The organism is Streptomyces sp. NPDC006733, assembly GCF_040636125.1.
Taxonomy (GTDB): domain Bacteria; phylum Actinomycetota; class Actinomycetes; order Streptomycetales; family Streptomycetaceae; genus Actinacidiphila.
The window spans coordinates 30,413-56,829 of sequence record NZ_JBEYJD010000033.1; the positions used below are offsets into that span (position 1 = coordinate 30,413).

General features: G+C 73.0%; 22 protein-coding genes. 16 read left to right on the forward strand and 6 right to left on the reverse strand.

Annotated elements, in window-relative coordinates:
* Positions 1–7: 7 nt before the first annotated feature.
* The 4 genes from ABZ721_RS26980 to ABZ721_RS26995 all read right to left on the reverse strand — a co-directional run bounded on the left by ABZ721_RS26980 (position 8) and on the right by ABZ721_RS26995 (position 2,307).
* Positions 8–412, reverse strand: coding sequence for a hypothetical protein (locus ABZ721_RS26980; RefSeq protein ID WP_358791300.1), 405 nt, complete (start codon positions 410–412; stop codon positions 8–10).
* Positions 405–1,319, reverse strand: coding sequence for a BN159_2729 family protein (locus ABZ721_RS26985; RefSeq protein WP_358791301.1), 915 nt, complete (start codon positions 1,317–1,319; stop codon positions 405–407). Before ABZ721_RS26985 ends, ABZ721_RS26980 begins: the two co-directional genes overlap by 8 nt.
* A complete protein-coding gene (locus ABZ721_RS26990) occupies positions 1,316–1,906 on the reverse strand; it encodes a sigma-70 family RNA polymerase sigma factor (RefSeq protein WP_358791302.1) in 591 nt (196 codons plus the stop codon). The genes ABZ721_RS26985 and ABZ721_RS26990 overlap by 4 nt, the downstream gene beginning before the upstream one ends.
* Positions 1,907–1,974: 68 nt before the next feature.
* Positions 1,975–2,307 (reverse strand): helix-turn-helix transcriptional regulator, encoded by a 333-nt coding sequence (locus ABZ721_RS26995; RefSeq protein ID WP_358791303.1) that lies wholly within the window; start codon positions 2,305–2,307, stop codon positions 1,975–1,977.
* Positions 2,308–2,552: 245 nt separating this feature from the next.
* Here ABZ721_RS26995 and ABZ721_RS27000 point away from each other — a divergent pair, with 245 nt between their 5' ends.
* The 8 genes from ABZ721_RS27000 (at position 2,553) to ABZ721_RS27035 (ending at position 12,210) form a co-directional block, all read left to right on the forward strand.
* A complete protein-coding gene (locus ABZ721_RS27000) occupies positions 2,553–2,948 on the forward strand; it encodes a helix-turn-helix transcriptional regulator (RefSeq protein ID WP_358791304.1) in 396 nt (131 codons plus the stop codon).
* Positions 2,949–3,113: 165 nt separating this feature from the next.
* Entirely contained in the window at positions 3,114–3,536 is a 423-nt protein-coding gene (locus tag ABZ721_RS27005; RefSeq protein WP_358791305.1) for a hypothetical protein, read from the forward strand.
* 224 nt (positions 3,537–3,760) lie between these two features.
* Positions 3,761–4,717, forward strand: coding sequence for a hypothetical protein (locus ABZ721_RS27010; protein WP_358791306.1), 957 nt, complete (start codon positions 3,761–3,763; stop codon positions 4,715–4,717).
* Positions 4,718–4,754: 37 nt separating this feature from the next.
* Complete coding sequence (locus tag ABZ721_RS27015) at positions 4,755–6,284, forward strand: APC family permease (RefSeq protein WP_358791307.1); 1,530 nt, start codon at positions 4,755–4,757, stop codon at positions 6,282–6,284.
* 146 nt (positions 6,285–6,430) lie between these two features.
* Positions 6,431–7,594, forward strand: a complete 1,164-nt coding sequence (locus tag ABZ721_RS27020) for a CaiB/BaiF CoA-transferase family protein (protein WP_358791308.1) — start codon at positions 6,431–6,433, stop codon at positions 7,592–7,594.
* Positions 7,591–8,742, forward strand: a complete 1,152-nt coding sequence (locus ABZ721_RS27025; protein ID WP_358791309.1) for an acyl-CoA dehydrogenase family protein — start codon at positions 7,591–7,593, stop codon at positions 8,740–8,742. Before ABZ721_RS27020 ends, ABZ721_RS27025 begins: the two co-directional genes overlap by 4 nt.
* A gap of 46 nt (positions 8,743–8,788) precedes the next feature.
* Positions 8,789–10,003 carry an acetyl-CoA C-acetyltransferase gene (locus tag ABZ721_RS27030; protein ID WP_358791310.1) on the forward strand — a complete coding sequence of 405 codons (1,215 nt, stop codon included), beginning with the start codon at positions 8,789–8,791 and terminating at the stop codon, positions 10,001–10,003.
* A gap of 32 nt (positions 10,004–10,035) precedes the next feature.
* On the forward strand, positions 10,036–12,210 hold the full coding sequence (locus ABZ721_RS27035; RefSeq protein ID WP_358791311.1) for a 3-hydroxyacyl-CoA dehydrogenase NAD-binding domain-containing protein: 2,175 nt from the start codon (positions 10,036–10,038) through the stop codon (positions 12,208–12,210).
* A 22-nt stretch (positions 12,211–12,232) separates the two neighbouring features.
* On the opposite strand, the gene ABZ721_RS27040 is transcribed toward ABZ721_RS27035, so the two are convergent.
* On the reverse strand, positions 12,233–12,970 hold the full coding sequence (locus ABZ721_RS27040) for a MerR family transcriptional regulator (protein ID WP_358791312.1): 738 nt from the start codon (positions 12,968–12,970) through the stop codon (positions 12,233–12,235).
* 162 nt (positions 12,971–13,132) lie between these two features.
* On the opposite strand from ABZ721_RS27040, the gene ABZ721_RS27045 reads away from it, so the two are divergent.
* Complete coding sequence (locus tag ABZ721_RS27045; RefSeq protein ID WP_358791313.1) at positions 13,133–14,923, forward strand: AMP-dependent synthetase/ligase; 1,791 nt, start codon at positions 13,133–13,135, stop codon at positions 14,921–14,923.
* A gap of 4 nt (positions 14,924–14,927) precedes the next feature.
* Positions 14,928–16,331 carry a M1 family metallopeptidase gene (locus ABZ721_RS27050; RefSeq protein WP_358791314.1) on the forward strand — a complete coding sequence of 468 codons (1,404 nt, stop codon included), beginning with the start codon at positions 14,928–14,930 and terminating at the stop codon, positions 16,329–16,331.
* Here the strand turns inward: ABZ721_RS27050 and ABZ721_RS27055 are convergent.
* Positions 16,328–17,392 carry an acyl-CoA desaturase gene (locus ABZ721_RS27055; protein ID WP_358791315.1) on the reverse strand — a complete coding sequence of 355 codons (1,065 nt, stop codon included), beginning with the start codon at positions 17,390–17,392 and terminating at the stop codon, positions 16,328–16,330. The genes ABZ721_RS27050 and ABZ721_RS27055 overlap by 4 nt on opposite strands.
* 153 nt (positions 17,393–17,545) lie before the next feature.
* Here ABZ721_RS27055 and ABZ721_RS27060 point away from each other — a divergent pair, with 153 nt between their 5' ends.
* The 6 genes from ABZ721_RS27060 to recQ all read left to right on the forward strand — a co-directional run bounded on the left by ABZ721_RS27060 (position 17,546) and on the right by recQ (position 26,410).
* Positions 17,546–18,052 carry a GNAT family N-acetyltransferase gene (locus tag ABZ721_RS27060; RefSeq protein ID WP_358791316.1) on the forward strand — a complete coding sequence of 169 codons (507 nt, stop codon included), beginning with the start codon at positions 17,546–17,548 and terminating at the stop codon, positions 18,050–18,052.
* A 3-nt stretch (positions 18,053–18,055) separates the two neighbouring features.
* On the forward strand, positions 18,056–18,898 hold the full coding sequence (locus ABZ721_RS27065) for an MBL fold metallo-hydrolase (protein ID WP_358791317.1): 843 nt from the start codon (positions 18,056–18,058) through the stop codon (positions 18,896–18,898).
* A gap of 46 nt (positions 18,899–18,944) precedes the next feature.
* Entirely contained in the window at positions 18,945–21,347 is a 2,403-nt protein-coding gene (locus ABZ721_RS27070; protein WP_358791318.1) for a Tex family protein, read from the forward strand.
* Between the two features lie 81 nt (positions 21,348–21,428).
* On the forward strand, positions 21,429–22,322 hold the full coding sequence (locus ABZ721_RS27075) for an oxygenase MpaB family protein (protein ID WP_358791319.1): 894 nt from the start codon (positions 21,429–21,431) through the stop codon (positions 22,320–22,322).
* A gap of 108 nt (positions 22,323–22,430) precedes the next feature.
* Entirely contained in the window at positions 22,431–24,371 is a 1,941-nt protein-coding gene (locus tag ABZ721_RS27080) for a Xaa-Pro dipeptidyl-peptidase (RefSeq protein ID WP_358791377.1), read from the forward strand.
* A gap of 92 nt (positions 24,372–24,463) precedes the next feature.
* Positions 24,464–26,410, forward strand: a complete 1,947-nt coding sequence (gene recQ / locus ABZ721_RS27085) for a DNA helicase RecQ (RefSeq protein WP_358791320.1) — start codon at positions 24,464–24,466, stop codon at positions 26,408–26,410.
* Positions 26,411–26,417 lie beyond the last annotated feature (7 nt).

Here is a 26,417-nt window from a genome sequence, read left to right on the forward strand (position 1 = left end):
TCCGGCGTCATCGGGCACCTTCCAGGGCGGGCAGGACGGCGCGGGCGCGGCGGGGGTCGAAGGCCTCGCCCCCGTGGCGCTCCTGGCGGCCGACGGCGTCGGCGTAGTACGCGACGGCCTCGTCGCGGGTGAGCCCCTGGGCCTCGGCGATCTCGTCCCAGGTGGCCTCGCCCTCCAGAGCGTCCCGCACGGCCTTCCAGCGGCCGTCCAGCAGCCGGCGGCCGAGCTCGACGTTGGCCGCCAGCGCCTGCAGCGGGGTGATGTGCGGCACGGCCAGCTCCAGGGCCGCCCGGTCCGCCCGCTCGTGGTCGCCCGCCGCGAGGGCGAGCGCGTGCACGGTCTCGAGCCGCGCCAGCCGCGGGCCCTGGTTCCACAGGGCGAGCAGCTGCTCCAGCGACATGGGCTCAGGCATCCGCGCTCACCGTCTCCGCGCCGTCGGCCGGGGTGGCGGGGGCGGTGGTGGCGGCGAGCCCCTCGGCCAGCGAGGTGACGGTGACCGCACCGGCCGGGGGAGCGGCCGCCTCGGCGGCGGGTGCAACCGGCAGGTAGGGCACGGCCGGCCGCAGCGGGCCGGTCTGGTGGACCACGTTCGCCAGCGAGCACGGGACGCTCTGCCCGGCCGCGACGAGGAGCGGCATCTCGTCGGGCCCGCGCTGCCCCAGGTACTTCCAGCGGTCGCCGTTGCGGTCGGCCATCGGGCGGCCGAGGTCGTGGACCCGTCCGTACAGCCAGTACGGGTCGATCGCGGCGGCGGCGAGGGCGTCGAGCAGCGCGGGCACCCCGTGGGCGACCAGCCGCACTTCGACGTCCCGCAGCCGGCCGTACGTGATCTGCGCGCCGTCCAGGGAGCGCCCGGCGTCGTGCCGGGCGACGCCGGTCTCGGCCGTCCAGTGGTCCCACCCCTCCAGGGAGGTGACCCGGACGGCGACGACGGCGCGGTCGTAGTCGGTGGCGATCTCGACGACGTCGGGGTGCGAGGCGTAGCGCGCCAGGAGCCACCCCGTCAGGCGCATCGCCCGGTCGCACCGCTCGTCCCACTCCGTGGCGGTGAGTTCCAGCGCGGAGACCTCCGCCCGGACCCTTGCTCTGGCCTCGGCCCCGACCGGGGTCTGCCCGTGCGGGCCGGTGCCGTGCCGCGCCGGCGGCGGGGGTCCGGCGCGGAGCGCCCGGGCGGGGCCGAGGGCCGGGCCGTCGGCGGCCGCGATCAGCCCGGCCGCGTCCAGGGCGGTGGCGATCTGCGCCGCCACGTCACCGGTCGTGAACCGTGCGAGCCCGTCGTCGATGGCGCGCGCGGCACGGGAGAGGTTCGGGTTCGTCATGCCGCCACCGCCAGCTCGGCGGGCACGCAGAACAGCAGGCGCCGCATCGCGCGGTGCTGCATGCTCTTGACGGCGCTGGCCGACCGGTCCATGGCCACGCTGGTCTCGGCGACGGTCAGCCCGTGCAGGAACCGCAGGGTCACCACCCGCCGCTGGTCGGCGTTGAGCCGCACCAGGGCGACGCGGACCGCGTGCCCCGACAGGGAGTCCAGCACGGTGTCCTCGGTGCTGGGCACGGACCGGTCCTCGACGGGGTCGGCGGTGCTGACCTCGCGGCGGAAGCGGCCGGACTTGTAGTGGTCGGCGACGAGGTTGCGGGCGATGGTGACGAGCCAGGCGCGGAAGTCGCGGCCCTGCCAGGTGAAGGTGTCGATCCGGCGCAGCGCGCGGAGGAAGGTCTCGCTGGTGAGGTCCTCGGCGAGGCGGAGGTCCCCGCCGACGCGGCCGAGGACGAAGTGGAAGACGAAGGGCCGGCACTCGTCGTACAGGGCGCCGAACGCTTCGCGGTCGCCGGCCCTGGCGAGGGTGATGAGTACGGGCTCGTCGTCCGGTCCGGGGCCGGCGGTCCCGGGGCTGGCCTGATGCACGGCCGCCGCCTTTCTCTCGGGGGTGGTTCGGTCGAAGTGGTGGTCGGGGCACGCCGGTCCGCGGCGGTTCACGGGGAGCCCGCCTCGGCGTCCAGGTGACCGGCCGCCGGTCCGGCCACGGTGGACGTCGTCCGGCCGTCGGGGACCCACAGGACGAGCAGATCGACCCCGCAGCGGGCCGCGACCCGCTCGGCGATCCGGGCGCTGGTCGTGCGCTGCTTGCCGCTGAGGAGTTCGCCGATGCGGCTGGAGTGGACGCCCGCGGCCTTGGCGAGGGCACGGATGTTGACCTCGCTCCCGTCTCCGGTGCGTTCCATGAGCATGCGCAGCCGGGTCGGCTGGAAGAGCCGGTAGCGCGTTCCGGTCATCTCGCGTACGGGACCGGGGGGGTTGGTAGACACGCCATCCTCCTGGGACATTTCATCCCCGTGTGGGGATGCGCAGAGCATTGCAGCACCGCGATGGTTTGTCTATCGCTCTGGGAAATCGCCCCCGTCATACTCCAACTCGCCCTGGTGCAAGCCGTCTTGCCGGAGAGTTGCGCGTTCCGGGGCGAAGGGTGCCCGTCCCGGGCAGATCGGCGATCTCCAACCTGCACCGATCCACGGGGCATGCGGGGCCGCGCGGAGAAGGCATGATGGCCCTCATGGCGACTGAGACACGGGACGATCTGTCCCGTCTGGTGAAAGAGCGACGGGCTGAGCTGGGCCTCAGCCTCGCTCGCGTTGTCGGGGCGTGCGGCGACCCCGAATTGAACGTCAGTTGGCTCTCACGCCTGGAACACGGCCAGGTTCGCGAGATCCCCGGCCGGGAACGGCTGGCCGCGCTCGCCCGGGGCCTGCAGTTGCCCTTCCGGCTCGTCGCGACGGCATGTGCCGCCCAGTTCCTCGGCCTCGTCACGGTCGACAGCGAGGACGGCGCCGCGCAGGCGATCGTGGACCGGCTGCCCGAGTTCACCGAGGCGGAGCTGATCCAGGTGCGGGCTATTGTCGATGCCTTCGCCCGTAGCCGGCCCGGTGCGACCCCGGACTCGGGCGGCTGACCGGAGCCCCTGGGGCAGCACCACCCCCGCAGGCAGCCGCCGCCAGGAGCGGCTGACGGTACGTCCGCCCCGGCCCCGCGTGCGAACTTGTGAGCGAATAGTCGACGGGGGCAGACCTGGCTTGGGGGTTTTATGTCTACAAGACCATGCATCATGGCTGTACGGATGGTTGAGGGTGATACGGGGGGCTGCCGCCGCTTCGCCGCGGAGCGCACACCCGAGGAATTCCTGATCGTGGTCGCGCCCGGCGAACTGCGCGCCGGTGCGATCCGGAGCCTGGCCGACGTCGTGCAACTCGGCATGGACGTGCGGGCCGCGGACGACCGTGCCGCGACGGCGTTACCCGCCGTCACCGTCGACATCGTCGACGGCCTCCCCGGAGGCCGGCCCTTTCTGTGGCTCGACCGCCCCGACGCCGCACGGCTGCTCGTAGCGCGCGGCGAGATGTCGGAGACCGGCGCACGGCAGCTCGCCGACATCCTGTCGCAGGGCGCGGCCGGGGGGAGCGGGCCGACCCCGCCGCCCGGCGGCGTGATCGGCCCGCGTCGTCCGGCGCCGCCTTCCGGCCCGCCCAAACCTCCCCGATAGCCGCCCGATCCCCGCTCCCAAGGCGTGGTCACCGTCCCGTGACCGCACTCCCCGAGCCCCGTCCGGGGCCCGCGCCGGGGAGGGCGGGCACCCGCTCACCGGCCCGCATGCGGCGTCGGACTACAGGGAGGCAACAGGCATGGTCTTGAAGCGGACCTACGCCTACCGGTTGGCTGTGGACGATCACTGTTCGTAACCCGCCCGTGCGTGGAGGCAGCCCGCGGATGAGCCCACCTCCGCCCCCCTTCGGCTTCTCCCGGTCCAAGGACGACTTCGGCTTCGACCCGGCCCTCGACGACGTCGAGCTGGTCGCGGCTCGCAACGCCCTGGGACAGGGCCACTGGTCCGAAGTGCGCAAGCTGCTCGCCGAGACCGGCGACCAGTGGGACCGCCGCGGCCATCGGCTGGTCGTGCTCGCCGAGGGCCCGGCCACCGCCGCCTGGACACGCGAGTGGCAGCTCGCGGAACCCGACAGCGGGGACGCGGCGATGCTGCTCGCGTGCTCCATGGTCTTCCGCGCCGCGGCCGGCAAGGGCAGCCCCGACGCCGCCCGCGACGCCTGCCTCGCGGTGGCCCGGCTGGCCCCCGCGGACCCCTCGCCGTGGCTGGCGCTGCTGATCCTGGCCCGCCGCACCGGCACCGACGAGGACCAGGTGCGCGCCTTCGACCAGGTGCGCGGCCGGCACCGCGGCCACCACCACGCGCACCACCTGATGACGGCCTGCCTGGCGGAGCGTCAGAAGACGGACCGCAACGACCCGTTCCACGAGGTGTACGAGTTCGCCGAGTGGGCCGCGGGGGAGGCGCCGGAGGGTTCCCCGCTCGCCGGCCTGCCGCTGCTCGCCCACATCGAGCGGTACCGGGTGCTCGCGGGGACCGGCGCCGAGCCGAAGGACCCGGCCGGCCTGCCGCACTGGACCAGCGGGCGCGGCCGGCAGAGCCTGCGCACCGCGTTCGACTGGTGGCTGGAGTGGCACGGCGGCGACCACCCCCGGCTGGAGCTGGACCTCAACCTGCTCGCCTTCGCCATGGTGCACAGCGGCCGTCCGGTGGAGGCCGCCGCGCTGTTCAACCGGATCGGCCCCAACGCGACCCGGCGCCCCTGGTCGTACTTCGGCCGCGACCCGAAGAAGGCATTCCGGGCCGCGCGCGACTCCGCGCTCGGTTTCGGTTCTCCGTAGGACCCGACGCTCACCTCACCGGAAGGACACCGCAGCCATGCTGACGGGCAGTAAGACCGAGATCAGCACCTTCAAGGGCCAGGAAAGGGCGCTGCGCGCCGACCGGATCGGTACGACCGGGCTCCTGCTGTCGGTGCTGGCGGCCAGCGCGCCGCTCATGGTCGTCGCGGGCGTCATGCCCACGACGTACGGTGCGACCGGCATCGTCGGGCAGCCGCTGCTGTTCGTGATGCTCGGTGTGGTGATGGCCCTGTTCAGCTTCGGTTACGCGGAGATGAGCCGGCACGTGCACAACGCCGGCGCCTTCTACGCCTACATCGCCCGCGGCCTCGGTGCCACGGCCGGCGTCGGCGCGTCGTTCGTCGCCCTCGTCTCGTACAGCCTCATGCAGGTCGGCATCTACGGCATCTTCGGCTTCGAGGTCGTCGGCCAGCTCGACCAGCACCTCGACATATCCGTCGACTGGTGGATACCGGCGCTGCTCGCGGTGCTGCTCACCGGTGCGCTGGGCGCGCTGAAGATCGACCTGAACGCCAAGGTGCTCGGCGTGCTGCTGGTCATCGAGTGCGCCCTGGTCATCGTGTGCGACATCGCGTTCGCCGTCGACCCGGACAAGAGACAGGGCCTGTCCCTGGACGGCTTCGACCCGAGCACGGTGACGGGCGCGGGCCTGGGCATCGCGCTCTGCTTCGCCGTCGTCGGCTTCGTCGGGTTCGAGCAGGCCCCCGTGTACGCGGAGGAGACCAGCCGTCCGGGCCGTGCCGTGGCGCGCGCGATGTTCCTCGCCGTCGCCTTCGCGAGTGTCTTCTTCGCCCTCACCTCGTGGCTGATCGGTGTGGCCGCCGGACCCTCGCAGATCGTGGGGGCCGCCCAGGAGCAGAGCGCGGGACTGCTGTTCGGCCTCACCGAGTCCCGGCTCGGCGGCACCTTCACGGACCTGCTGCACGTGTTCTTCCTGACCGGCATCTTCGCCTCGATGCTCAGCTTCCACAACGTCGTCGCCCGCTACGCCTTCGCGATGGGCCGTGAGGGGCTGCTGCCCTCCGCGGTGGGCCGCACGTCCAAGTCGAGCGGCGCCCCCGCGATCGGCTCGATGCTGCAGACCGTGATCTCCCTCGTCGTGGTCGTCGTCTTCGCGGTCACCGACGACAAGCCGGCCGGCGACCCGACGGTGCCGGTGCTGCGGCTGTTCACCTGGGGCGGCAACGTCGGCGCGGTCGGCGTCATCCTCCTCATGGCGGTCGCCTCGGCCTCCGTCATCGCCTTCTTCGTCCGCCGCGGGGCCGGCCGCGCGCAGCTCTGGCGGCTGGTGAGCGCCGGTGTCGCCGGGGCGGCGCTGCTCTTCGTGCTCGTCTACGCGGTCAAGGACTTCGACGTGCTGATCGGCCCCGACCAGGACGCGGCGCTGGCGTGGATCCTGCCGGGCATCGTCGGGCTCTCCGCCGTCGTCGGCCTGGTGCTGGGCCTGGTGCTGAAGGCCCGGAAGCCCGAGGTGCACGCCCGCGTGGGCCTGGGCAACGAGGCGTTCCAGCTGGAGAAGGCCGCGGTCTCCGAGACCTCCGTCTGACCGCAGGGCACCGGCCCGCCCCGCCGTTTCGGCGTGGCGGGCCGCTGTCGTTTCCGGGCCCGGTCCCTCCGGCTCTTGCCAGGACTGGAACACGTTCCTAACATCATTGATGTGACATCACTACTGTCAAAGTGATCGGGGAGCGGATGGACGCGCAGGCAGGTCCGGGCCCACTGGCCGGCGTCAGGGTCGTGGAGCTGGCCGGCATCGGCCCCGGGCCGTTCGCCGCCATGGTGTTGGCCGATCTGGGGGCCGATGTCGTCCGGGTCGACCGGCCCGGCGGCGCCGGGCTGGGCATCGACCCGTCGTTCGACATCACCAACCGCAACAAGCGCTCGGTGCTGCTGGACCTGAAGGCCCCGCAGGGCCCCGCCGCGCTCCTGGACCTGGTCGAGCGCGCCGACATCCTGATCGAGGGGTACCGGCCCGGCGTCGCGGAACGGCTGGGCGTCGGCCCCGGGCAGGCGCTGGCCCGCAACCCCCGGCTGGTGTACGGGCGGATGACGGGCTGGGGCCAGGAGGGCCCGCTCGCCCAGACCGCGGGCCACGACATCGGCTACATCGCGATCACCGGCGCGCTCGGCATGATCGGCCCGGCCGACGGCCCGCCGGTGATCCCCGCCAACCTCGTCGGCGACTACGCGGGCGGCTCGCTCTACCTCGTGATCGGCGTCCTCGCGGCCCTGCAGCACGCCCGCACCACGGGCACCGGGCAGGTCGTCGACGCCGCGATCGTGGACGGCACCGCGCATCTGACCTCGATGATCCACGGCATGGTCGCGGCCGGCGGCTGGCAGGACCGGCGCGGGGCCAACCTGCTCGACGGCGGCTGCCCGTTCTACGGCGTCTACGAGACCGCGGACGGCGGCCACATGGCGGTCGGCGCCCTGGAACAGCGCTTCTACATCGAGTTCAGCGCCCTGCTGGAGCTCGGCGAGGACGCCTCGCTGCGCGCCGACCTCGCCCGCTGGGACGAGCTGCGGGCCGCCGTCGCCGCCCGCTTCAAGACCCGCACCCGCGACGAGTGGACGGCGGTCTTCGAGCACTCCGACGCCTGCGTGGCGCCGGTCCTGTCGCTGCGCGAGGCCCCCGCCCACCCGCACCTCGCCGCCCGCGGGACGTTCACCGAGATCGGCGGCCAGGTCCAGCCCGCCCCCGCGCCCCGCTTCTCCGCCACCCCCGGCGCCGTACGCCTGCCGCCCGCCCTGCCGGGCGCGCACACCGCGGAGGTCGCCCGGGACTGGCGGACCCCCGCGCTCGCCCCGACGCCCGCCGCGCCCGAAAGCCTCCGAGGAGACCCATCCGTATGAAGCGTGAGATCTTCACCGCCGACCACGACGCCTTCCGTGCCACCGTGCGGACGTTCCTGGCCAAGGAGGTGCTGCCGCACCACGAGCGCTGGGAGAAGGCCGGAATCGTCGACCGCGGGGCGTGGCTCGCCGCGGGCCGCCAGGGGCTGCTCGGCGTCGCGGTGCCGGAGGAGTTCGGCGGCGGGGGCGAGCCGGACTTCCGCTACGGGGTCGTGCTGGGCGAGGAGTTCACCCGGGCGGGCGTCTCGGGGCTGGCCGTCGGCCTGCACAATGACATCATCGGCCCGTACCTCACCTCGCTGGCCACCGACGAGCAGAAGCGCCGGTGGCTGCCCGGCTTCTGCTCCGGCGAGATCATCACCGCCATCGCCATGACCGAACCGGGCGCCGGCTCGGACCTGCAGGGCATCCGCACCACCGCCGCCGACCACGGCGACCACTGGATCCTGAACGGCTCCAAGACCTTCATCTCCAACGGCATCCTCGCCGACCTCGTCGTCGTGGTGGCCCGCACCGGGCACGAGCCGGGCCAGGAGGGTGCCAAGGGGCTGAGCCTGCTGGTCGTCGAGCGCGGCATGCCGGGCTTCGAGCGCGGCCGCAACCTCGACAAGATCGGCCAGCACGCCCAGGACACCGCGGAGCTGTCGTTCAGCGACGTGCGGGTGCCCAAGGAGAACCTGCTGGGCGGGGAGAACCAGGCGTTCCTGCACCTGATGACCAATCTGGCGCAGGAGCGGCTGGCCATCGCCGTCTCCGGGATCGCCGCCGCCGAGTCGGTGCTGGAGCTGACCACCGAGTACGTCAAGCAGCGCGAGGCGTTCGGCCGCCCGCTTTCCAAGCTCCAGCACGTCCGCTTCGAGATCGCGGAGATGGCCACCGAGTGCGCCGTCACCCGCTCCTTCATCGACCGCTGCATCACCGAGCACGGTGCCGGCGGCCTCGACCCGGTCCACGCCTCCATGGCCAAGTGGTGGGCGACCGAACTGCAGAAGCGCGTCGCGGACCGCTGCCTGCAACTGCACGGCGGATACGGCTACATGGCCGAGTACCGGGTCGCGAAGGCGTTCACCGACGGCCGCATCCAGACCATCTACGGCGGCACCACGGAGATCATGAAGGAGATCATCGGCCGTTCCCTGCTCGCCTGATCCCCCGACCGGTCCCCGGAACCCCCATCCCCGAAAGGCACCCGACGTGAGTCCCGAAGCGTATGTGTTCGACGCCATCCGCACCCCGCGCGGCCGCGGCAAGGCCAACGGCGCGCTGCACGGCACCAAGCCGATCGACCTGGTCGTCGGCCTCATCCACGAGATCCGCCGCCGGTTCCCGAACCTGGACCCGGCCGCCATCGACGACATCGTGCTGGGCGTCGTCGGCCCGATCGGCGACCAGGGCTCCGACATCGCCAAGATCGCGGCGATCGCCGCCGGGCTGCCCGACACCGTCGCGGGCCTGCAGGAGAACCGCTTCTGTGCCTCGGGCCTGGAGGCGGTCAACCTGGCGGCGGCCAAGGTGCGTTCCGGCTGGGAGGACCTGGTGCTGGCCGGCGGCGTGGAGTCCATGTCGCGCGTCCCGCTGGGCACCGACGGCGGCGCCTGGGCGATGGACCCGATGACCAACTTCGAGACCGGCTTCGTCCCGCAGGGCGTCGGCGCCGACCTCATCGCCACCATCGAGGGCTTCTCCCGCCACGACGTCGACTCCTTCGCGGCCCTGTCGCAGGAGCGGGCCGCCGAGGCGTGGAAGGACGGCCGCTTCGCCCGCTCCGTCGTCCCGGTCGTGGACCGCAACGGCCTGACGGTCCTGGACCACGACGAGTTCATCCGCCCCGGCACCACCGCCGAGACCCTCGCCGCGCTCAAGCCGTCCTTCGCGATGATCGGCGAGGCGGGCGGGTTCGACGCGGTGGCGCTGCAGAAGTACCACTGGGTCGAGAAGATCGACCACGTGCACCACGCGGGCAACTCCTCGGGCATCGTCGACGGCGCGGCGCTCGTCGCGATCGGCAACCGGGAGACCGGCGAGCGCTACGGGCTGACCCCGCGCGCCCGTATCGTCTCGGCCGCCGTCTCCGGCGCCGACCCGACGATCATGCTGACCGGTCCCGCGCCGGCCGCCCGCAAGGCGCTGGCCAAGGCGGGCCTGACCATCGGCGACATCGACCTGGTGGAGATCAACGAGGCGTTCGCCGCCGTCGTGCTGCGCTTCGTGCGCGAGATGGGCCTGAGCCTGGACAAGGTGAACGTCAACGGCGGCGCCATCGCCATGGGCCACCCCCTCGGCGCGACCGGCGCGATGATCCTGGGCACCCTCATCGACGAACTGGAACGGCGTGATCTGCGCTACGGCCTGCTGACGCTGTGCGTGGGCGGCGGCATGGGCATCGCCACCGTCATCGAACGCGTCTGACACCCGTCCGACCCCCTTACGGAGACCTTGAGATGAGCGAGTCCACCACCATCCGCTGGGAGCAGGACGGGACCGACGGCATCGTCACCCTGATCCTCGACGACCCCAACCAGTCCGCCAACACCATGAACGCGGCCTTCGCCGACTCCCTGGACGCCGTCCTGGACCGGCTGGAGGCCGAGGCCGACAGCGTGCGGGGCGTCATCATCACCTCCGCGAAGAAGACCTTCTTCGCCGGCGGCGACCTGCGCGACCTGATCCGCGCCACCCCCGAGAACGCCGCCGACGTCTTCGCCGGCTCGATGCGCATCAAGGGCCGGCTGCGCCGCCTGGAGACCCTCGGCAAGCCCGTCGTCGCCGCGATCAACGGCGCCGCGCTGGGCGGCGGCTACGAGATCGCGCTCGCCTGCCACCACCGGATCGCCCTGGACGCCCCCGGCTCCAAGATCGGCCTGCCCGAGGTCACCCTCGGGCTGCTGCCCGGCGGGGGCGGCGTGGTGCGCACGGTCCGGCTGCTCGGCATCGCGGACGCGCTGCTCAAGGTGCTGCTGCAGGGCCGGCAGTACGCCCCGCGGCAGGCGCTGGAGGCGGGCCTGATCCACGAGGTCGCCACCGACCGTGACGCGATGCTGGCGGGCGCCCGCGCGTTCATCGACGCCAACCCGCAGGTCCAGCAGCCCTGGGACGTCAAGGGGTACAAGATTCCCGGCGGCACCCCCAAGAGCCCGGCGTTCGCCGCGAACCTGCCGGCCTTCCCGTCCAACCTGCGCAAGCAGCTGGCCGGCGCCCCCTACCCGGCGCCGCGCAACATCCTGGCCGCCGCCGTCGAGGGCTCCCAGGTCGACATCGACACCGCACTGGCGATCGAAGGCCGGTACTTCACCGAGCTGGCCTGCGGCCCCATCTCGAAGAACATGATCCAGGCGTTCTTCTTCGACCTGCAGGCCGTCAACTCCGGCGCCAACCGCCCGCAGGGCATCGACCCGCGCCCGGTCACCAAGGTCGCCGTCCTGGGAGCCGGGATGATGGGCGCCGGGATCGCCTACTCCTGCGCCCGCGCCGGCATCGAGGTGGTGCTCAAGGACGTGTCCGCCGAGGCCGCCGAGCGCGGCAAGGCGTACTCGGCCGCCCTGCTGGACAAGGCCCTCGCCCGCGGCCGCACCACCGAGGCCAAGCGCGACGAGCTGCTGGCCCGCATCACCGCGACCGGCGACCCGCAGGACCTCGCGGGCTGCGACGCCGTCATCGAGGCGGTCTTCGAGGACCCGTCTCTCAAGCACAAGGTCTTCCAGGAGATCGAGGACATCATCGCCCCCGACGCCCTGCTGTGCTCCAACACCTCGACGCTGCCGATCTCGCTGCTCGCCGAAGGCGTCAAGCGCCAGCAGGACTTCATCGGCCTGCACTTCTTCTCGCCGGTCGACAAGATGCCGCTGGTGGAGATTATCAAGGGCGGGCGCACCAGCCAGGAGGCGCTGGCCCGCGCCTTCGACCTGGTGCGGCAGATCCGCAAGACCCCGATCGTCGTCAACGACTCCCGCGGCTTCTTCACCTCGCGCGTCATCGGCCACTTCATCAACGAGGGCGTCGCGATGATCGGCGAGGGGCTCGACCCGTCCTCCGTCGAGCAGGCCGCCGCCCAGGCCGGCTACCCCGCCAAGGTGCTCTCGCTGCTGGACGAGCTGACCCTCACGCTGCCGCGCAAGATCCGCGCGGAGTCGCAGCGCGCCATCGAGGCCGAGGGCGGCACCTGGCAGACCCACCCGGCCGAGGTCGTCCTGGACCGGCTGATCGACGAGTTCGGCCGCACCGGCCGCAGCGGCGGCGGCGGCTTCTACGACTACGAGGACGGCAAGCGGACCCGGCTGTGGCCCGGACTGCGCGAGCACTTCGCCCGGCCCGACGCGCGGATCCCGTTCCGGGACATGCAGGAGCGGATGCTGTTCGCCGAGGCGCTGGACACCGTCCGGCTGATCGAGGAGGGCGTGCTGACCTCCGTCGCGGACGCCAACATCGGCTCCATCATGGGCATCGGCTTCCCGGCCTGGACCGGCGGCGTCCTGCAGTACATCAACGGCTACGAGGGCGGCCTGCCCGGCTTCGTGGCCCGCGCCGGCGAGCTGACAGCCGCGTACGGCGAGCGCTTCACGCCGCCCGCGCTGCTGGTGGCGAAGGCCGAGCGGGGCGAGACCTTCACGGACGCCTGAGCGGCGCGCACGGGCCCCGGCCTCAGTCCTTCGCGGACGAGGCCGAGGCCCGCAGCTCCTCCGCCAGCGACCGCTGGAAGGCCGTCACCAGCGCCTGGACCAGGACCGGCTGGATGTACTCGGTGAGCGAGCGCATCCGGGCGGTCTCCTCCGGGCCCGGGTCCGCGTCCAGGTACGGCTGCCAGACCTGCTCGCGGAAGAGCTTCTGCAACTCGTGCGCGACGGCCCGGGTGTGCTTGAGCACGATCTCGCGGGTGGCCAGCACCGTCTCCAGCGGGATCGGCACGTCCAGCAGCCGCACCCCCAGGTGCAGCATCGCCGGGTTGACCAGGAAGACCTCCGGGCGGTCGGTGCGGTCCAGCACGCCCATCGCCGACAGCCGGTCCACGTCGTGGTCGGTCAGCGCCCGGCCGGCCCGGCGCTCCAGCTGCGCGCGCAGCGTCTCCTCGGCGGAGTCCGGCACCCAGGCGGCGACCAGCGCCCGGTGCATCGCCAGGTCCTCCGCCGTGATGTCCGGCGGAAGTTGCAGCAGGTAGCGCTCGATCGCCGCCAGCGTCAACCCCTGGTGCTGCAGTTCCTCGATCAGCGACAGCCGCGCCAGGTGCTCGGGCCCGTAGAGCCCGACCCGCCGCGGACCCAGCACGGGCGGCGGCAGCAAGCCCTTGCTGCTGTAGAAACGAAGGGTACGGACGGTCACCCCGGCCCGCGCCGCCAGTTCGTCGACGGTGAGGTCGTCCGGCTGGATCAGGGACTGCGTCATGCGCTGCGCCTCGCTTCCGTCGGTACCCCGATGCCGCCCCTGGTCGATTCGGCGGATCGTGCACAACAGTATTGCTGTCTCAGCGATGGTGTGAAAGCTTGCGGTGCCCGCACTCCGCCAGGTTCCAGGAGACCGGCCGCCGGGCCGGGCCAGGAGGTCGTCATGCCCACGATCCTGCGACTCCCCGCCGAACCGTCCGAGATCACCCTCCCCGCGCTGCTGCTGCGCAACGCCGAGGACCACGGGGACCTCCCCGCGCTGTCCTGGCGCACCGCCGACGGCACCGGCTGGACCACCCTCACGTGGTCCGAGGTGCGCCGCAAGGTGGCCGTCCTGGCCTCCGGCTACGCCGCGATCGGCGTGGAGCGCGGCGAGCACGTCCTGCTGATGATGGCCAACCGCGCCGAGCACTGGCTCTCCGACCTCGCCCTGGTGCACCTGGGCGCGGTGCCGGTCTCCGTCTACGGCACCGCCGCCCCCGAGCAGATCGGCCACATCGCCCGCCACAGCAGGGCCCGGCTGGCGGTCGTGGAGTCGGCGCGCGAGGCCGCCCGCTGGGAGCCGCTCCTCGACGAGCCGCACACCCGGCTGCGGCGACTGGTCGTGGTGGAGCCGGGGCAGGCGGGCCCGCACCTCGCCTACTCCTCCATCGCCGCGCAGGGCGTCCGGCTCTACGACGCCGACGCCTTCGACAAAGGCTGGCGCGCGGTGGACGCGGCCGACCCGCTCACCGTCGTCTACACCTCGGGCACCACCGGCGACCCCAAGGGCGTCGTGATCTCGCACCGCAACGTGCTGCTCAACGGCATCGCGCTGGACCGTGTCGCGGACTTCCCCGGCCACGCCGCGCACATCTGCTACCTGCCGTTCGCCCACATCGCCGAGCGCATGCTCGGCATCTACCTGCCGGTCTTCCGGGCCGCGCACGTGCACCTGTGCGCCGACCCGCAGGCCGTCGCCGCGACCGCGCGGGAGCTGCACCCGGTGCAGTTCTTCGGGGTGCCGCGGGTCTGGGAGAAGCTCACCTCCGCGGTACGGGCCGCCCTCGACCGGCTGCCCGCCGAGCAGCGCGCCGCCGTCGAGGCTGCCGCGGAGACCGCGCGCGCCGTCGTGCGGTGCCGCGAGAGCGGCCAGGAGCCCGCACCGGAGCTGGCGGCGGCCTTCGCCGAGGCCAAGGCGCGGGTGCTCGACCCGGTGCTGGCCCTGGCCGGCTTCGAGCGGCTGGTCTGGACGGGCAGCGCCGCCGCCCCGATGCCCGTCGACATCCTCAGGTTCTGGGCCGGCTTCGGCCTGGTCATCGTCGACGCGTGGGGGCTGACCGAGACGACCGGCGTCGTCACCACCAACAGCCCCGACGCCTTCCGCTTCGGCTCCGTCGGGCGCCCGCTGGACGGCGTGGAGATCCGCACCGGGCAGGACGGCGAGATCCTGGTGCGCGGGCCGATCGTGTGCTCCGGTTACCTGCGGCCGGACGGCACGGTGGCGCCCGCCACCGACGCCGACGGCTGGTTCGCCACCGGTGACGTCGGCCGGATCGACGCCGACGGCTACCTGTGGATCACCGATCGCAAGAAGGAGATCATCGTGCTCTCCTCGGGCAAGAACGTCGCCCCCGCCGCGGTCGAGAACGCCCTCAAGGAGCACCCGCTGATCGGCCAGGCCCTGGTGCACGGCGACGGCCGCCCCTACCTCGTCGCCCTGCTCGTCCCCGACCCCGAGCCGGCCGCCGCCCTCGCCGACCGGGACGGCCCCGAGGCGCTGCGTGCCGGGATCGCCGCCGCGGTCGCCGCCGCCAACGCGCGGCTGAGCCGGCCCGAGCAGATCAAGCGCTACCACGTCCTGGCCGACGAGTGGGGACCCGGCACCGGGGAGCTCACCCCGTCGCTCAAGCTGAAGCGCCGGGTGATCCGCAGTACGTACGCTGAGGAGATCGATTCCCTGTACGAGGAGTAGGCCCGTGCCCCACCGGCTGCTGCGCACGGCCCTCTGCGGGCTGCTCCTCGTGACCGGGTGCGCGGCGGGCGGCCCCTCCGGGTCCCCGTCGCCGCCGGCCGCGGACAGTACCTCCGGCGTCGGCGATCCGCTGTTCCCGCTGGCGGGCAACGGCGGGTACGACGTCACGCACTACGGGCTCGACCTGGCCTACGACCCCGCGACCGGGCTGCTGCGCGGCACCGCGCGGATCACCGCCCGCGCCGCGCGCGCCCTGCCGGCCTTCGACCTCGACCTGTCGGGCCTGACGGTCGGCGGGGTCACCGTCGACGGCGCCGCGGCCGACAGCTCCCGCGCCGGCACCGAACTGACCGTCCGGCCCGCCGCCGCCGTCGCGGCGGGCGCGCGGTTCGTCACCGTGGTGGAGTACTCCGGGGTCCCGGGCGTGATCAAGGACGCCGACGGCTCGCACGAGGGGTGGATCCGCACGGACGACGGGGCTGTCGCCCTGGGCGAGCCGCTCGGTTCGATGACCTGGTTCCCCGGCAACAACCACCCCTCCGACAAGGCCGCCTACGACATCGCGGTGACCGTGCCCGAAGGCCTGACCGCGGTGTCCAACGGGGAGCCGGCCGGCACCGCCACCGCCGGCGGCCGGTCCACCTTCCGCTGGCACAGCGCCGAGCCGATGGCGAGCTACCTGGCGACCGTCGCCATCGGCGAGTTCCGGGTGACCCGTGCGACCACCGCCTCGGGCCTGCCGGTGTACGTCGCCGTCGATCCCCGCGAGGCGGCCGACACCGGCGTGCTGCGCGAGATCCCGCGGATCCTGGAGTGGGAGAGCGGGCTTTTCGGCCCCTACCCCTTCTCCTCCGCCGGCGCCATCGTGGACCGCGTCGACGACGACGCCGTCGACTACGCGCTGGAGACCCAGACCAAGCCGGTGTTCCCCGCCGACGCCAGGGGCACCACGCTGGACGGACCGACCCTGGTGCACGAGATGGCGCACCAGTGGTTCGGCAACTCCGTCACACCCCGCACCTGGCAGGACATGTGGCTCAACGAGGGCTTCGCCACCTACGCCGAGTGGCTGTGGGACGAGCAGCACGGCGGGGACAGCGCCCAGCGGCACTTCGACGCCGCCTACCAGGACGACGCCCAGTGGGCGTTCCCGCCGGCCGACCCCGGCCGGCCGGAGCACCTGTCCGACGAGCCGGTCTACGGGCGCGGCGCGATGGTCCTGCACAAGGTGCGGCAGGCGGTGGGGGACCTGCGGTTCTTCGCCCTGCTGCGCGGCTGGGCCGTCGAACACCGGGGCGGCAACGTCGACTCCGCCCGGTTCACGGCCTGGTGCGAGCAGCGGACGGGCGTGGACCTCAAGGACCTGTTCGCCCGCTGGCTGTACGGCGACGGCCGCCCGCCCGCCTAGACGGTCGGAGCCGGGTCGCGCAGCGGGGCGCCGACCTCGTGCATGTGGCTCAGCGCCTGCGCGTACGAGTCGAGCAGCCCGGTCTCGGTGTAGCGCACGCCCAGCGCGGCGCAGTGGGCGCGCACCAGCGGCTGGGTCAGGCGCAGGTGCGGACGGGGCATGTTCGGGAACAGGTGGTGCTCGATCTGGTAGTTCAGCCCGCCGAGGAACCAGTCGGTGACCAGGCCGCCGCGCACGTTGCGCGAGGTGAGGACCTGGCGGCGCAGGTGGCCCCAGCGCGATCCCGGCTCCGGCATCTCCATGCCCTTGTGGTTCGGGGCGAAGGCGGAGCCCAGGTGCAGGCCGAACAGCGCGTGGTGCAGCAGGGCGAACGCGACGGCCTGACCGACCGGCATCGCGATCAGCAACAGGGAGACGTAGCCGACGAGATGGGCGGCCAGCAGCGCGCCCTCGACCCGGCGCTCGTCCGCGGGGCGGTTCTTGAGGCTCTGGAAGCTCGACACCTTCAGGGCGATGCCCTCCAGCAGCAGCATCGGGAAGAACAGCCGCGCCTGGTGCCGGGTGAGGAAGCGGGCGAAGCCCTGCCGCTCGACGGCCTGCGCGCGCGTCCAGACCAGGGCGCCCACCTCGACGTCCGGGTCCTTCTCGATGTGGTTGGGGTTGGCGTGGTGGCGGTTGTGCTTGTCGTTCCACCAGCCGTAGCTCATCCCGAGCAGCAGGTTGGCGTGCACCAGGCCGATCAGCCGGTTGCGGTCCCGGCTGCGGGCGATCTGCTGGTGCCCGGCGTCATGGCCGAAGAACGCCGTGCGGGCGCCGAAGACCGCGGCCGGCAGGGCGAGCAGCAGCACCAGCCAGGAACCGCCGAGCAGCAGCACCCCGCTCCATATCGCGCCCAGCGCGGCCAGATTCAGGGCGATCGCGGCGGCGTAGTACCCGGGGCGGCGCTTGAAGAGCCCGTGCTCCTTGACGTCCCGCAGCAGTGGGGCGAAATCGCTGCCCGCCGGACAGGCGGCCTCGGAGGCGTCCGTGTCGGGGGCTGGGAGAGTGCTGACGGGGGGCATGGGTGCTCCTCGGTACTGGCGTGCGGAATCCGTGGTTCGAACCTACGGATCAGCGGCCCGGAGCAGCCATGGCGGCATCACCCCAACCGCTGGGGTGCCAAGCCCCCGGATATTCGGGGGCTAACCCCCGCACGGTCCTGCAAGTATGGGCCAGTGAACGTAAAATCAGACCACACAGCTCAGTGGGAGACCGTCACCCTGGCACCGGACCATCCGGAGGCCTACGCGCTGCTGCGGCGGTACTACACAGAGCTGGTCGTCCGGTACTACGGCCGGCCGACCACCGAGGCCGAGGTGGACGAGGTCCTGCTGGAGGAGCCCAGCGGCGACCTGGTCGCCCCCACCGGCCACTTCCTGGTCGCCCGCCGCGACGGCGCCCCGGTGGGGTGCCTGGGCCTGCGGGTGCTGGACCGGGACACCGCGGAGCTGACGCGGATGTTCGTGCGCGCCGACGCCCGGGGCCAGGGCGTCGCGGGCCGGCTGATAGCCGCGGGGGAACGCGCCGCCCGCGACGTCCTCGGCGCGTCCGCGCTGCGGCTCGACACGCGCAAGGACCTGGTGGAGGCCCGCGCGCTGTACGCCAAGCACGGATACCGCGAGATCCCCGCGTACAACGACAGCCAGTACGCCGACCACTGGTTCGAGAAGAAGCTGGTCTGAGCGATGCCGCACCCCTCCCGGAGCTTCGCCGGCGTCGAGGTCGTGCCGCTGTGCGACGCGGTCGGCCCGATGGGCCCGGCCCTGGCCCGCCCGCTGGGCGAGCTGTTCGGCGGCCCGGACCACCCGGTGTGGTCCCGGCCCGGCGCCCCGGACCCGGCGGGGGTGTGGCAGCTGCACTTCCACTGCTACCTGCTGCTCGGCCCCGGCGGCCGTACCGTCCTGGTCGACACCGGCCTCGGCGGCACCGACTCCCCGGCGGCGGCCTGGGCCCCGGTGCCGGGGCGGCTGATGGAGGAGCTGGCGGCGGTCGGCGCCGCGCCCGAGGACGTGGACACCGTCGTCCTGACGCACCTGCACAGCGACCACGTCAGCGGCAGCCTCGCCCCGGACGGCGCCACCCCCGCGTTCCCGGCCGCCCGCTACGTCGTCCAGCGCGCCGAGCTGCGGCAGCTGGACGCCGGGGCGGCCCGGGGCCCCGCCCCGGTGCTGAGCCGCGTCGTGGCGCCGCTGCGCGCGGCGGGACGGCTGGACGTCCTCGACGGGGCCCGCCTCCTGGCGCCCGGCATCCGGGCGGTCCCCGCCCCCGGCCACACGCCGGGCCACCAGTGCGTGACCGTCGGCGACGGGGCCCTGGTGCTCTCCGGCGACGTGCTGCACCACCCCGTCCAGCTCACCGACCCGACCGCCGCGTACCGGTACGACGACGACCCGGCGGCGGCGACGGCGACGCGCTCCCGGCTGCTGGACGAACTGCGCTCCGTGCACGGCACCTTGGCCACCGCGCACTTCCCCGAGCCGTTCACCACCCTGCGGCCGCACGCGGAGGACCCGGCCGCGCGGGCATAATGCCTGACAGAAGTCCAGCGGAGAGAGCAGGTTCAGCATCGTGACGATGTCTGTTGCAGGGTCGGTCGGTCCGTCGGTCGAGCGCAGGATCGCCGAGGAACTCGGCGTACGGCAGGCGCAGGTGCAGGCCGCCGTCGACCTGCTGGACGGCGGCGCCACGGTGCCGTTCATCGCCCGCTACCGCAAGGAAGCCACCGGCACGCTCGACGACGCGCAGCTGCGCACCCTGGAGGAGCGGCTGCGCTACCTGCGGGAGCTGGACGAGCGGCGGGCCGCGATCCTGGAGGCCGTCGAGGCGCAGGGCAAGCTCGACGACGCGCTGAAGGCGCAGATCCTGGCCGCCGACTCCAAGGCGCGGCTGGAGGACATCTACCTGCCCTTCAAGTCCAAGCGGCGCACCAAGGCCCAGATCGCCCGCGAGGCGGGCCTGGAGCCGCTGGCGGACGCGCTGCTGGCCGACCCGGGCCTGGACCCGCAGACGACGGCCGCCGGCTACGCCGACAGCGGCAAGGGCGTCGAGGACGCGGCCGCCGCGCTGGAGGGCGCCCGCGCCATCCTCACCGAGCGGTTCTCCGAGGACGCCGACCTCGTCGGCGAACTGCGCACCCGGATGTGGTCCAAGGGCCGGCTGGTGGCCAAGGTCCGCGAGGGACGCGAGGAGGCGGGGGCCAAGTTCTCCGACTACTTCGACTTCACCGAGCCCTTCGCCAAGCTCCCCTCGCACCGGGTGCTGGCCATGCTGCGCGGTGAGAAGGAGGACGTCCTCGACCTCACCCTGGAGCCCGAGGAGCCCACCGAGGGCCCCAGCAGCTACGAGCGCGCCATCGCCCACCGCTTCGGCGTGGCCGACCGGGGGCGGCCCGGCGACCGCTGGATGGCCGACACCGTGCGCTGGGCCTGGCGCACCCGCTTCCTGGTCCGGCTCGGCATCGACCTGCGCGGGCAGCTGCGCCAGGGCGCCGAGGACGAGGCCGTGCGGGTCTTCGCCTCCAACCTGCGCGACCTGCTGCTGGCCGCACCCGCCGGCACCCGGGCCACGATGGGCCTCGACCCGGGCTTCCGTACCGGTGTGAAGGTCGCCGTCGTCGACGCCACCGGCAAGGTCACCGCCTTCGAGACGATCTACCCGCACGTGCCGCGCAACAAGTGGGACGAGTCGATCGCCACCCTCGCCAAGCTCGCCCGCGAGCATTCCGTGGACCTGATCTCGATCGGCAACGGCACGGCGTCGCGCGAGACCGACAAGCTCGCCGCCGACCTGATCCGGCTGCACCCGGACCTGAAGCTGACCAAGGCCGTGGTCTCCGAGGCCGGCGCGTCGGTCTACTCCGCCTCCGCCTACGCCTCGGCGGAACTGCCGGAGCTGGACGTCTCCATCCGCGGCGCCGTCTCCATCGCCCGGCGGCTGCAGGACCCGCTCGCCGAGCTCGTCAAGATCGACCCCAAGTCCATCGGTGTCGGCCAGTACCAGCACGACCTGTCGGAGCTGAAGCTGTCGCGTTCGCTGGACGCGGTGGTCGAGGACTGCGTCAACGGTGTCGGCGTCGACGTCAACACCGCCTCCGCACCGCTGCTGCGCCGGGTCTCGGGCATCACCGAGGGGCTGGCGGGCAACATCGTCGCCCACCGCGACGCCAACGGGCCCTTCCGCACCCGCAAGGCGCTCAAGGACGTCGCCCGGCTCGGCCCGAAGGCGTACGAGCAGTGCGCGGGCTTCCTGCGCATCCCCGGCGGCGACGACCCGCTGGACTCCTCCAGCGTGCACCCCGAGGCGTACCCGGTGGTGCGCCGGATCAGCGCCACGGCCAAGACCGACATCCCGTCGCTGATCGGCAACGGCGCCGTGCTGCGGACGCTGAAGCCGCAGGACTTCGTCGACGACTCCTTCGGGCTGCCGACCGTCACGGACATCCTCGCCGAGCTGGAGAAGCCCGGCCGCGACCCGCGCCCCGCCTTCAAGACCGCCACCTTCAAGGACGGCGTCGAGGAGATGAAGGACCTGCGGCCCGGGATGCTGCTGGAGGGTGTGGTCACCAATGTCGCGGCCTTCGGCGCCTTCGTCGACGTCGGCGTCCACCAGGACGGCCTGGTGCACGTCTCCATGATGTCGCAGAAGTTCGTCTCGGACCCCCGCGAGGTCGTCAAGTCCGGCGACATCGTGCGGGTGAAGGTCCTCGAGGTCGACATCCCCCGCAAGCGCATCTCGCTGACGCTGCGCCTGGAGGACGAGGCCACCGCGCGCGGCCCGCGCGACGACCAGCGCCCGGCCGGCGGCGGCGACCGCCGCGGCGGCCCGCCCCGCCAGGCGCGCGGCGGCCAGGGCGGCGGCCAGGGCGGCGGCCGGGGCGGCCGCGACGACCGCCGCGGCTCCGCCGCTCCGGCCCCCGGCGGCGCCATGGCCGACGCCCTGCGCCGCGCGGGCCTGGACCAGGGCAAGCGGGGACGCTGATCCGCTCCGCTGCACGGCCGGCGCGCGGGCGCCGGCCGTAGAGTGGGTCCCCGCCGGTGCCGGGAAACCTGGGGGTATGCCGTGGGACGCTTCGACCACTTGCGCGAGATCCGCCGGCTCGATCCGGAGCGCGACTTCCTGCGCATCTACCGCATCACCGCGACCCTGGAGTTCCCCTGGGACTTCGCACGTGCTCTGGAGCTCGCCCTCTACCGCACGTACGCGGTCCCCAGTATCGGCCGACTGCTCGCACAGACCGCCGAACTGACGGAGCGTTCGCAGAAGCGCTACGACGACACCGCGCTGCTGCTGGACGCCGTCGTCGAGCACGGCTTCGCGAGCGAGGACGGGCGGACCGCGATCCGCCGCATCAACCAGATGCACGGGCGCTACGACATCAGCAACGACGACCTGCGATACGTGCTGTGCACCTTCGTCGTCATGCCCAAGCGCTGGCTCGACACGTACGGCTGGCGGCGGCTGTCGCCGCACGAACTGCGCGCCACCGCCGCGTACTACCGCACCCTCGGCGCGCACCTGGGCATCAAGGACCTGCCGCGGACCTTCGAGGAGTTCGCGTCGCTCCTCGACGCGTACGAGGCCGAGCACTTCGGCTGGGACCCGGGCGGCCGCGCGGTCGCCGACGCGACCTTGGACCTGATGGCGTCCTGGTACCCGGCCCCGTTCGCCCCGCCGGCCCGCGCCGCCGCCCGCGCACTGCTCGACGACCCGCTGCTGCGCGCCTTCCGCTACGCGCGGCCGTCACCGGCGACCAGGGCCGCGGTGCGTGGCGCGCTGCGGCTGCGGGGGAGGGCGGTGCGATTGCTGCCGCCGCGCCGCACGCCCCACTACGCCCGCCAGAACCCGGAGATCAAGGGGTACCGGGACGGCTACGACGTGGCGGAGCTGGGCACCTTCGGGCCGGGCGGCTGCCCGGTGCCGCACGGCCGCGCCGGGCGCACGGGCCCCGGCTGAACCGGAAGTTGTCTCGTATCCCCCTTCTGTCATGGCGGGTACAACCGCTACGGTCCGCCCGTGCTCATACATGCGCGGGGAACCCGCACCCAATGGATATCCGCCGTGGTGGCAGTACTCGCCGCCCTGGCCGCCGTACTCACCGCACCGACCGCCGCGCACGCGAACGGCCGGGATGCCGGGACGGTACGGCAAGGACTGAGCCAACCCGACTACTCCTACGCCGACGCCATCCGCGAATCGGTGTGGGTGGACACCGGACTGGACGGCGACGAGGACGGCAGGGCCGACCGCGTCGCCGTCGACATCGTCCGGCCCGGTGAACCCGCCAAGGCCGGCCGGAAGATCCCGGTGATCATGGATGCCAGCCCCTACTACTCCTGCTGCGGCCGCGGCAACGAAGGCCAGTTGAAGACGTACGACGCCAGCGGCCGCATCGTGCAGGCACCGCTGTTCTACGACAACTACTTCGTCCCGCGCGGCTACGCCGCCGTCCTGGTCGACCTGGCGGGCACCAACCGCTCCGACGGCTGCGTCGACGTCGGCGGCCGCTCCGACATCCAGTCGGCCAAGGCGGTCGTCGACTGGCTGAACGGCCGCGCCAAGGGGTACAGCACCCGGGCCGGGGGAGAGCCGGTCAAGGCGAGCTGGACCACCGGCGCCGTCGGGATGATCGGCAAGAGCTGGGACGGGACCATCGCCAACGGGGTCGCCGCCACCGGCGTGCGCGGTCTGAAGACCATCGTGCCGATCAGCGCGATCAGCTCCTGGTACGACTACTACTTCCACCAGGGCGCTCCGCTGCAGGACGGCCCCGAGTGGCTGTCGGACGCGGTCGAGAGCCCCGACGCCCAGGCGCACTGCGCCGCCCAGCAGCAGAAGATCATCGACGGTTCGCCGCGCACCGGTGACTGGACCCCGTTCTGGACCGAGCGCGACTACGTCAAGGACGCGGCGAACGTCCGGGCCAGCGTCTTCGCCGTCCACGGCATGCAGGACCTCAACGTCCGCACCAAGCACTTCGGGCAGTGGTGGGACGCCCTCGCCGCCAAGGGTGTCGAGCGCAAGGTCTGGCTGTCGCAGACCGGGCACGTCGACCCCTTCGACACCCGCCGCACCACCTGGGTGCCCACCTTGCAGCGCTGGTTCGACCACTACCTGCTGGGCGTCCGCAACGGCATCGAGCGCGAGCCGATGGCCGACATCGAACGCACGCCCGACCACTGGACCACCGACCGCGTCTGGCCGCCGGCCGCGACGGCCGGCACCCGGTTGAACCTGCGCGCCGGCACCGCCCCCGGCGTCGGCACCCTCGGGACGAAGCCCGCCACGCCCGGCAGCACCGCGTCGTTCACCGACGACCCGGCGCTGTGGGAGGAGGACTGGGCCGCGCAGCCCGACGCCGCGAACCCGGCGAGGACGTCCTTCACCACCGGGGTCCTCACCAAGGACCTGCGGCTGTCCGGCAACGGCACGGTCACCGTCACCGCGACCTCCTCGACCACCAGCGCGCACCTGTCGGCGGTGCTGGTCGACCTCGGTCCCGCGACCATCAGGAACTACCTGGGATCCGGTGAGGGCATCAAGACGCTCGCCACCCGTTCCTGCTTCGGGCAGAGCACGGCCGGGGACAGCGCCTGCTTCCTCGACACGGCGGCGGACACCACCACCGTGGACCACACCGTCTTCAGCCGTGCCTGGGCCGACCTCGGCCACTACGCGTCGCTGAGCCACGGCGTGCCGCTGGTCCCGGGCAAGCCGTACACGATCACCCTGAAGCTGGCCGCCACCGACCACGTGGTCCCGGCCGGCCACCGGCTCGCCGTCATCGTCGCGGGGACCGACGGCGGACTGATCCTGCCCGCCGACACCACCCCGAAGATCACCGTCGACCTGGCCCGCTCCGGGGTGGACCTGCCGCTCGTCGGCGGCTACCGCGCGCTGCGGACCTCCGCCGCCGCGGTGCCGCCGCAGGCCCGTGGCCTGCGGGTGCCGGCCGCCCCGCGCCCGTCCCTCGACGGGCTGCCCGCGGCGGCGCGGCTGCGCTGACCGCGCGCGGTCCCCGTTCCCGGCCGGCGGCGTTCCGGCCGGGACGGGGAATCGTGTCATGACGGGCACCGGGCTCCTCGTAGACTGCCCGGATGACTGCTGCTGCCCTCGACGAGACGTCCGAGACGAGCGACGCGCTGCGCGTCCTGCACCGTGTGTTCGGCTACGGGTCGTTCAGAGGCGCGCAGCAGGAGATCATCGATCATGTGGTGGGCGGCGGTGACGCGCTCGTCCTCATGCCGACCGGTGGCGGCAAGTCGCTCTGCTACCAGATCCCCGCGCTGGTGCGCGACGGTGTCGGCGTCGTCATCTCCCCGCTGATCGCCCTCATGCAGGACCAGGTCGACGCGCTCACCGCGCTCGGTGTGCGGGCGGGCTTCCTCAACTCCACCCAGGACATGGACGAGCGGCGGTCGGTCGAGGCGGCCTTCGTCGCCGGGGAGCTGGACCTGCTGTACCTGGCGCCCGAGCGGCTGCGCTCCGAGCAGACGCTGCGGCTGCTGGACCGCGGTACGGTCTCGCTGTTCGCGATCGACGAGGCGCACTGCGTCGCCCAGTGGGGCCACGACTTCCGGCCCGACTACCTGATGCTCTCCGCCCTGCACGAGCGCTGGCCGAAGGTGCCGCGCATCGCGCTGACGGCGACGGCCACCGAGGCCACCCACGGCGAGATCGCGTCCCGGCTGAACCTCCAGGACGCCCGGCACTTCGTGGCGAGCTTCGACCGCCCGAACATCCAGTACCGGATCGCCCCCAAGGACGACCCGAAGAAGCAGCTGCTGGAGCTGCTGCGCACCGAGCACCCCGGCGACGCCGGCGTCGTGTACTGCCTGTCGCGGGCCTCGGTGGAGAAGACCGCCGAGTTCCTGGTCGGCAAGGGCATCGACGCGGTGCCGTACCACGCGGGGCTCGACGCGCGGGTGCGGGCGGCGAACCAGTCGCGGTTCCTGCGCGAGGACGGGGTGGTCGTCGTCGCGACCATCGCGTTCGGTATGGGCATCGACAAGCCGGACGTGCGGTTCGTCGCCCACCTGGACCTGCCCAAGTCCGTCGAGGGCTACTACCAGGAGACCGGCCGTGCCGGGCGGGACGGGCTGCCGTCGACGGCCTGGCTGGCGTACGGGCTCCAGGACGTCGTCCAGCAGCGCAAGATGATCGAGACGTCGGAGGGCGACGAGGCGCACCGCCGCCGGCTGGGCACCCACCTCGAAGCGATGCTGGCGCTGTGCGAGACCGTCGAGTGCCGCCGGGTGCGGCTGCTGGACTACTTCGGCCAGCAGAGCACGGCGTGCGGGAACTGCGACACGTGCCTGACCCCGCCGGAGGCGTGGGACGGCACCATCCCCGCGCAGAAGCTGCTCTCGACGGTGCTGCGGCTGGAGCGCGAGCGGCGCCAGAAGTTCGGCGCCGGCCAGATCATCGACATCCTGCTCGGCAAGAAGACGGCGAAGGTCATCCAGTTCGACCACGACACGCTGTCGGTGTTCGGCATCGGCACCGAGCTGGGGGTCTCCGGCTGGCGCGGGGTGGTCCGCCAGCTGCTGGCGCAGGGGCTGCTGGCCGTCGAGGGCGACTACGGCACGCTGGTGCTGACCGAGGCGAGCGGCGAGGTGCTCGGCCGCAAGCGCGAGGTGCTGCTGCGGCGGGAGCCGGAGAAGTCGGCCCGGGCCGAGAAGTCGTCCAGGTCGTCCCGCAAGTCCGCCCCCGTGGACCTGCCCGAGGAGCTGCTGCCGGTGTTCGAGCGGCTGCGCGCCTGGCGCGCGGCCAGCGCGAAGGAGCAGGGCGTGCCCGCGTACGTGATCTTCCACGACGCGACATTGCGGGAGATCGCCACGGCGGCCCCCGCGGACCTGGCGGCGCTCGGCACGATCAGCGGGGTCGGGGAGAACAAGCTGGCCAAGTACGGCCGGCAGATCCTGGACACGCTCTCGGGCACGGAGCGCGAGCCGGAGGCGCCGGACACCCCGGAGGACTTCGGCGACGTGGCCGAGCCCGAGGACGCGGAGGACCCGGCGGGGGAGCCCGACCCGGAGTTCTAACAGCCCG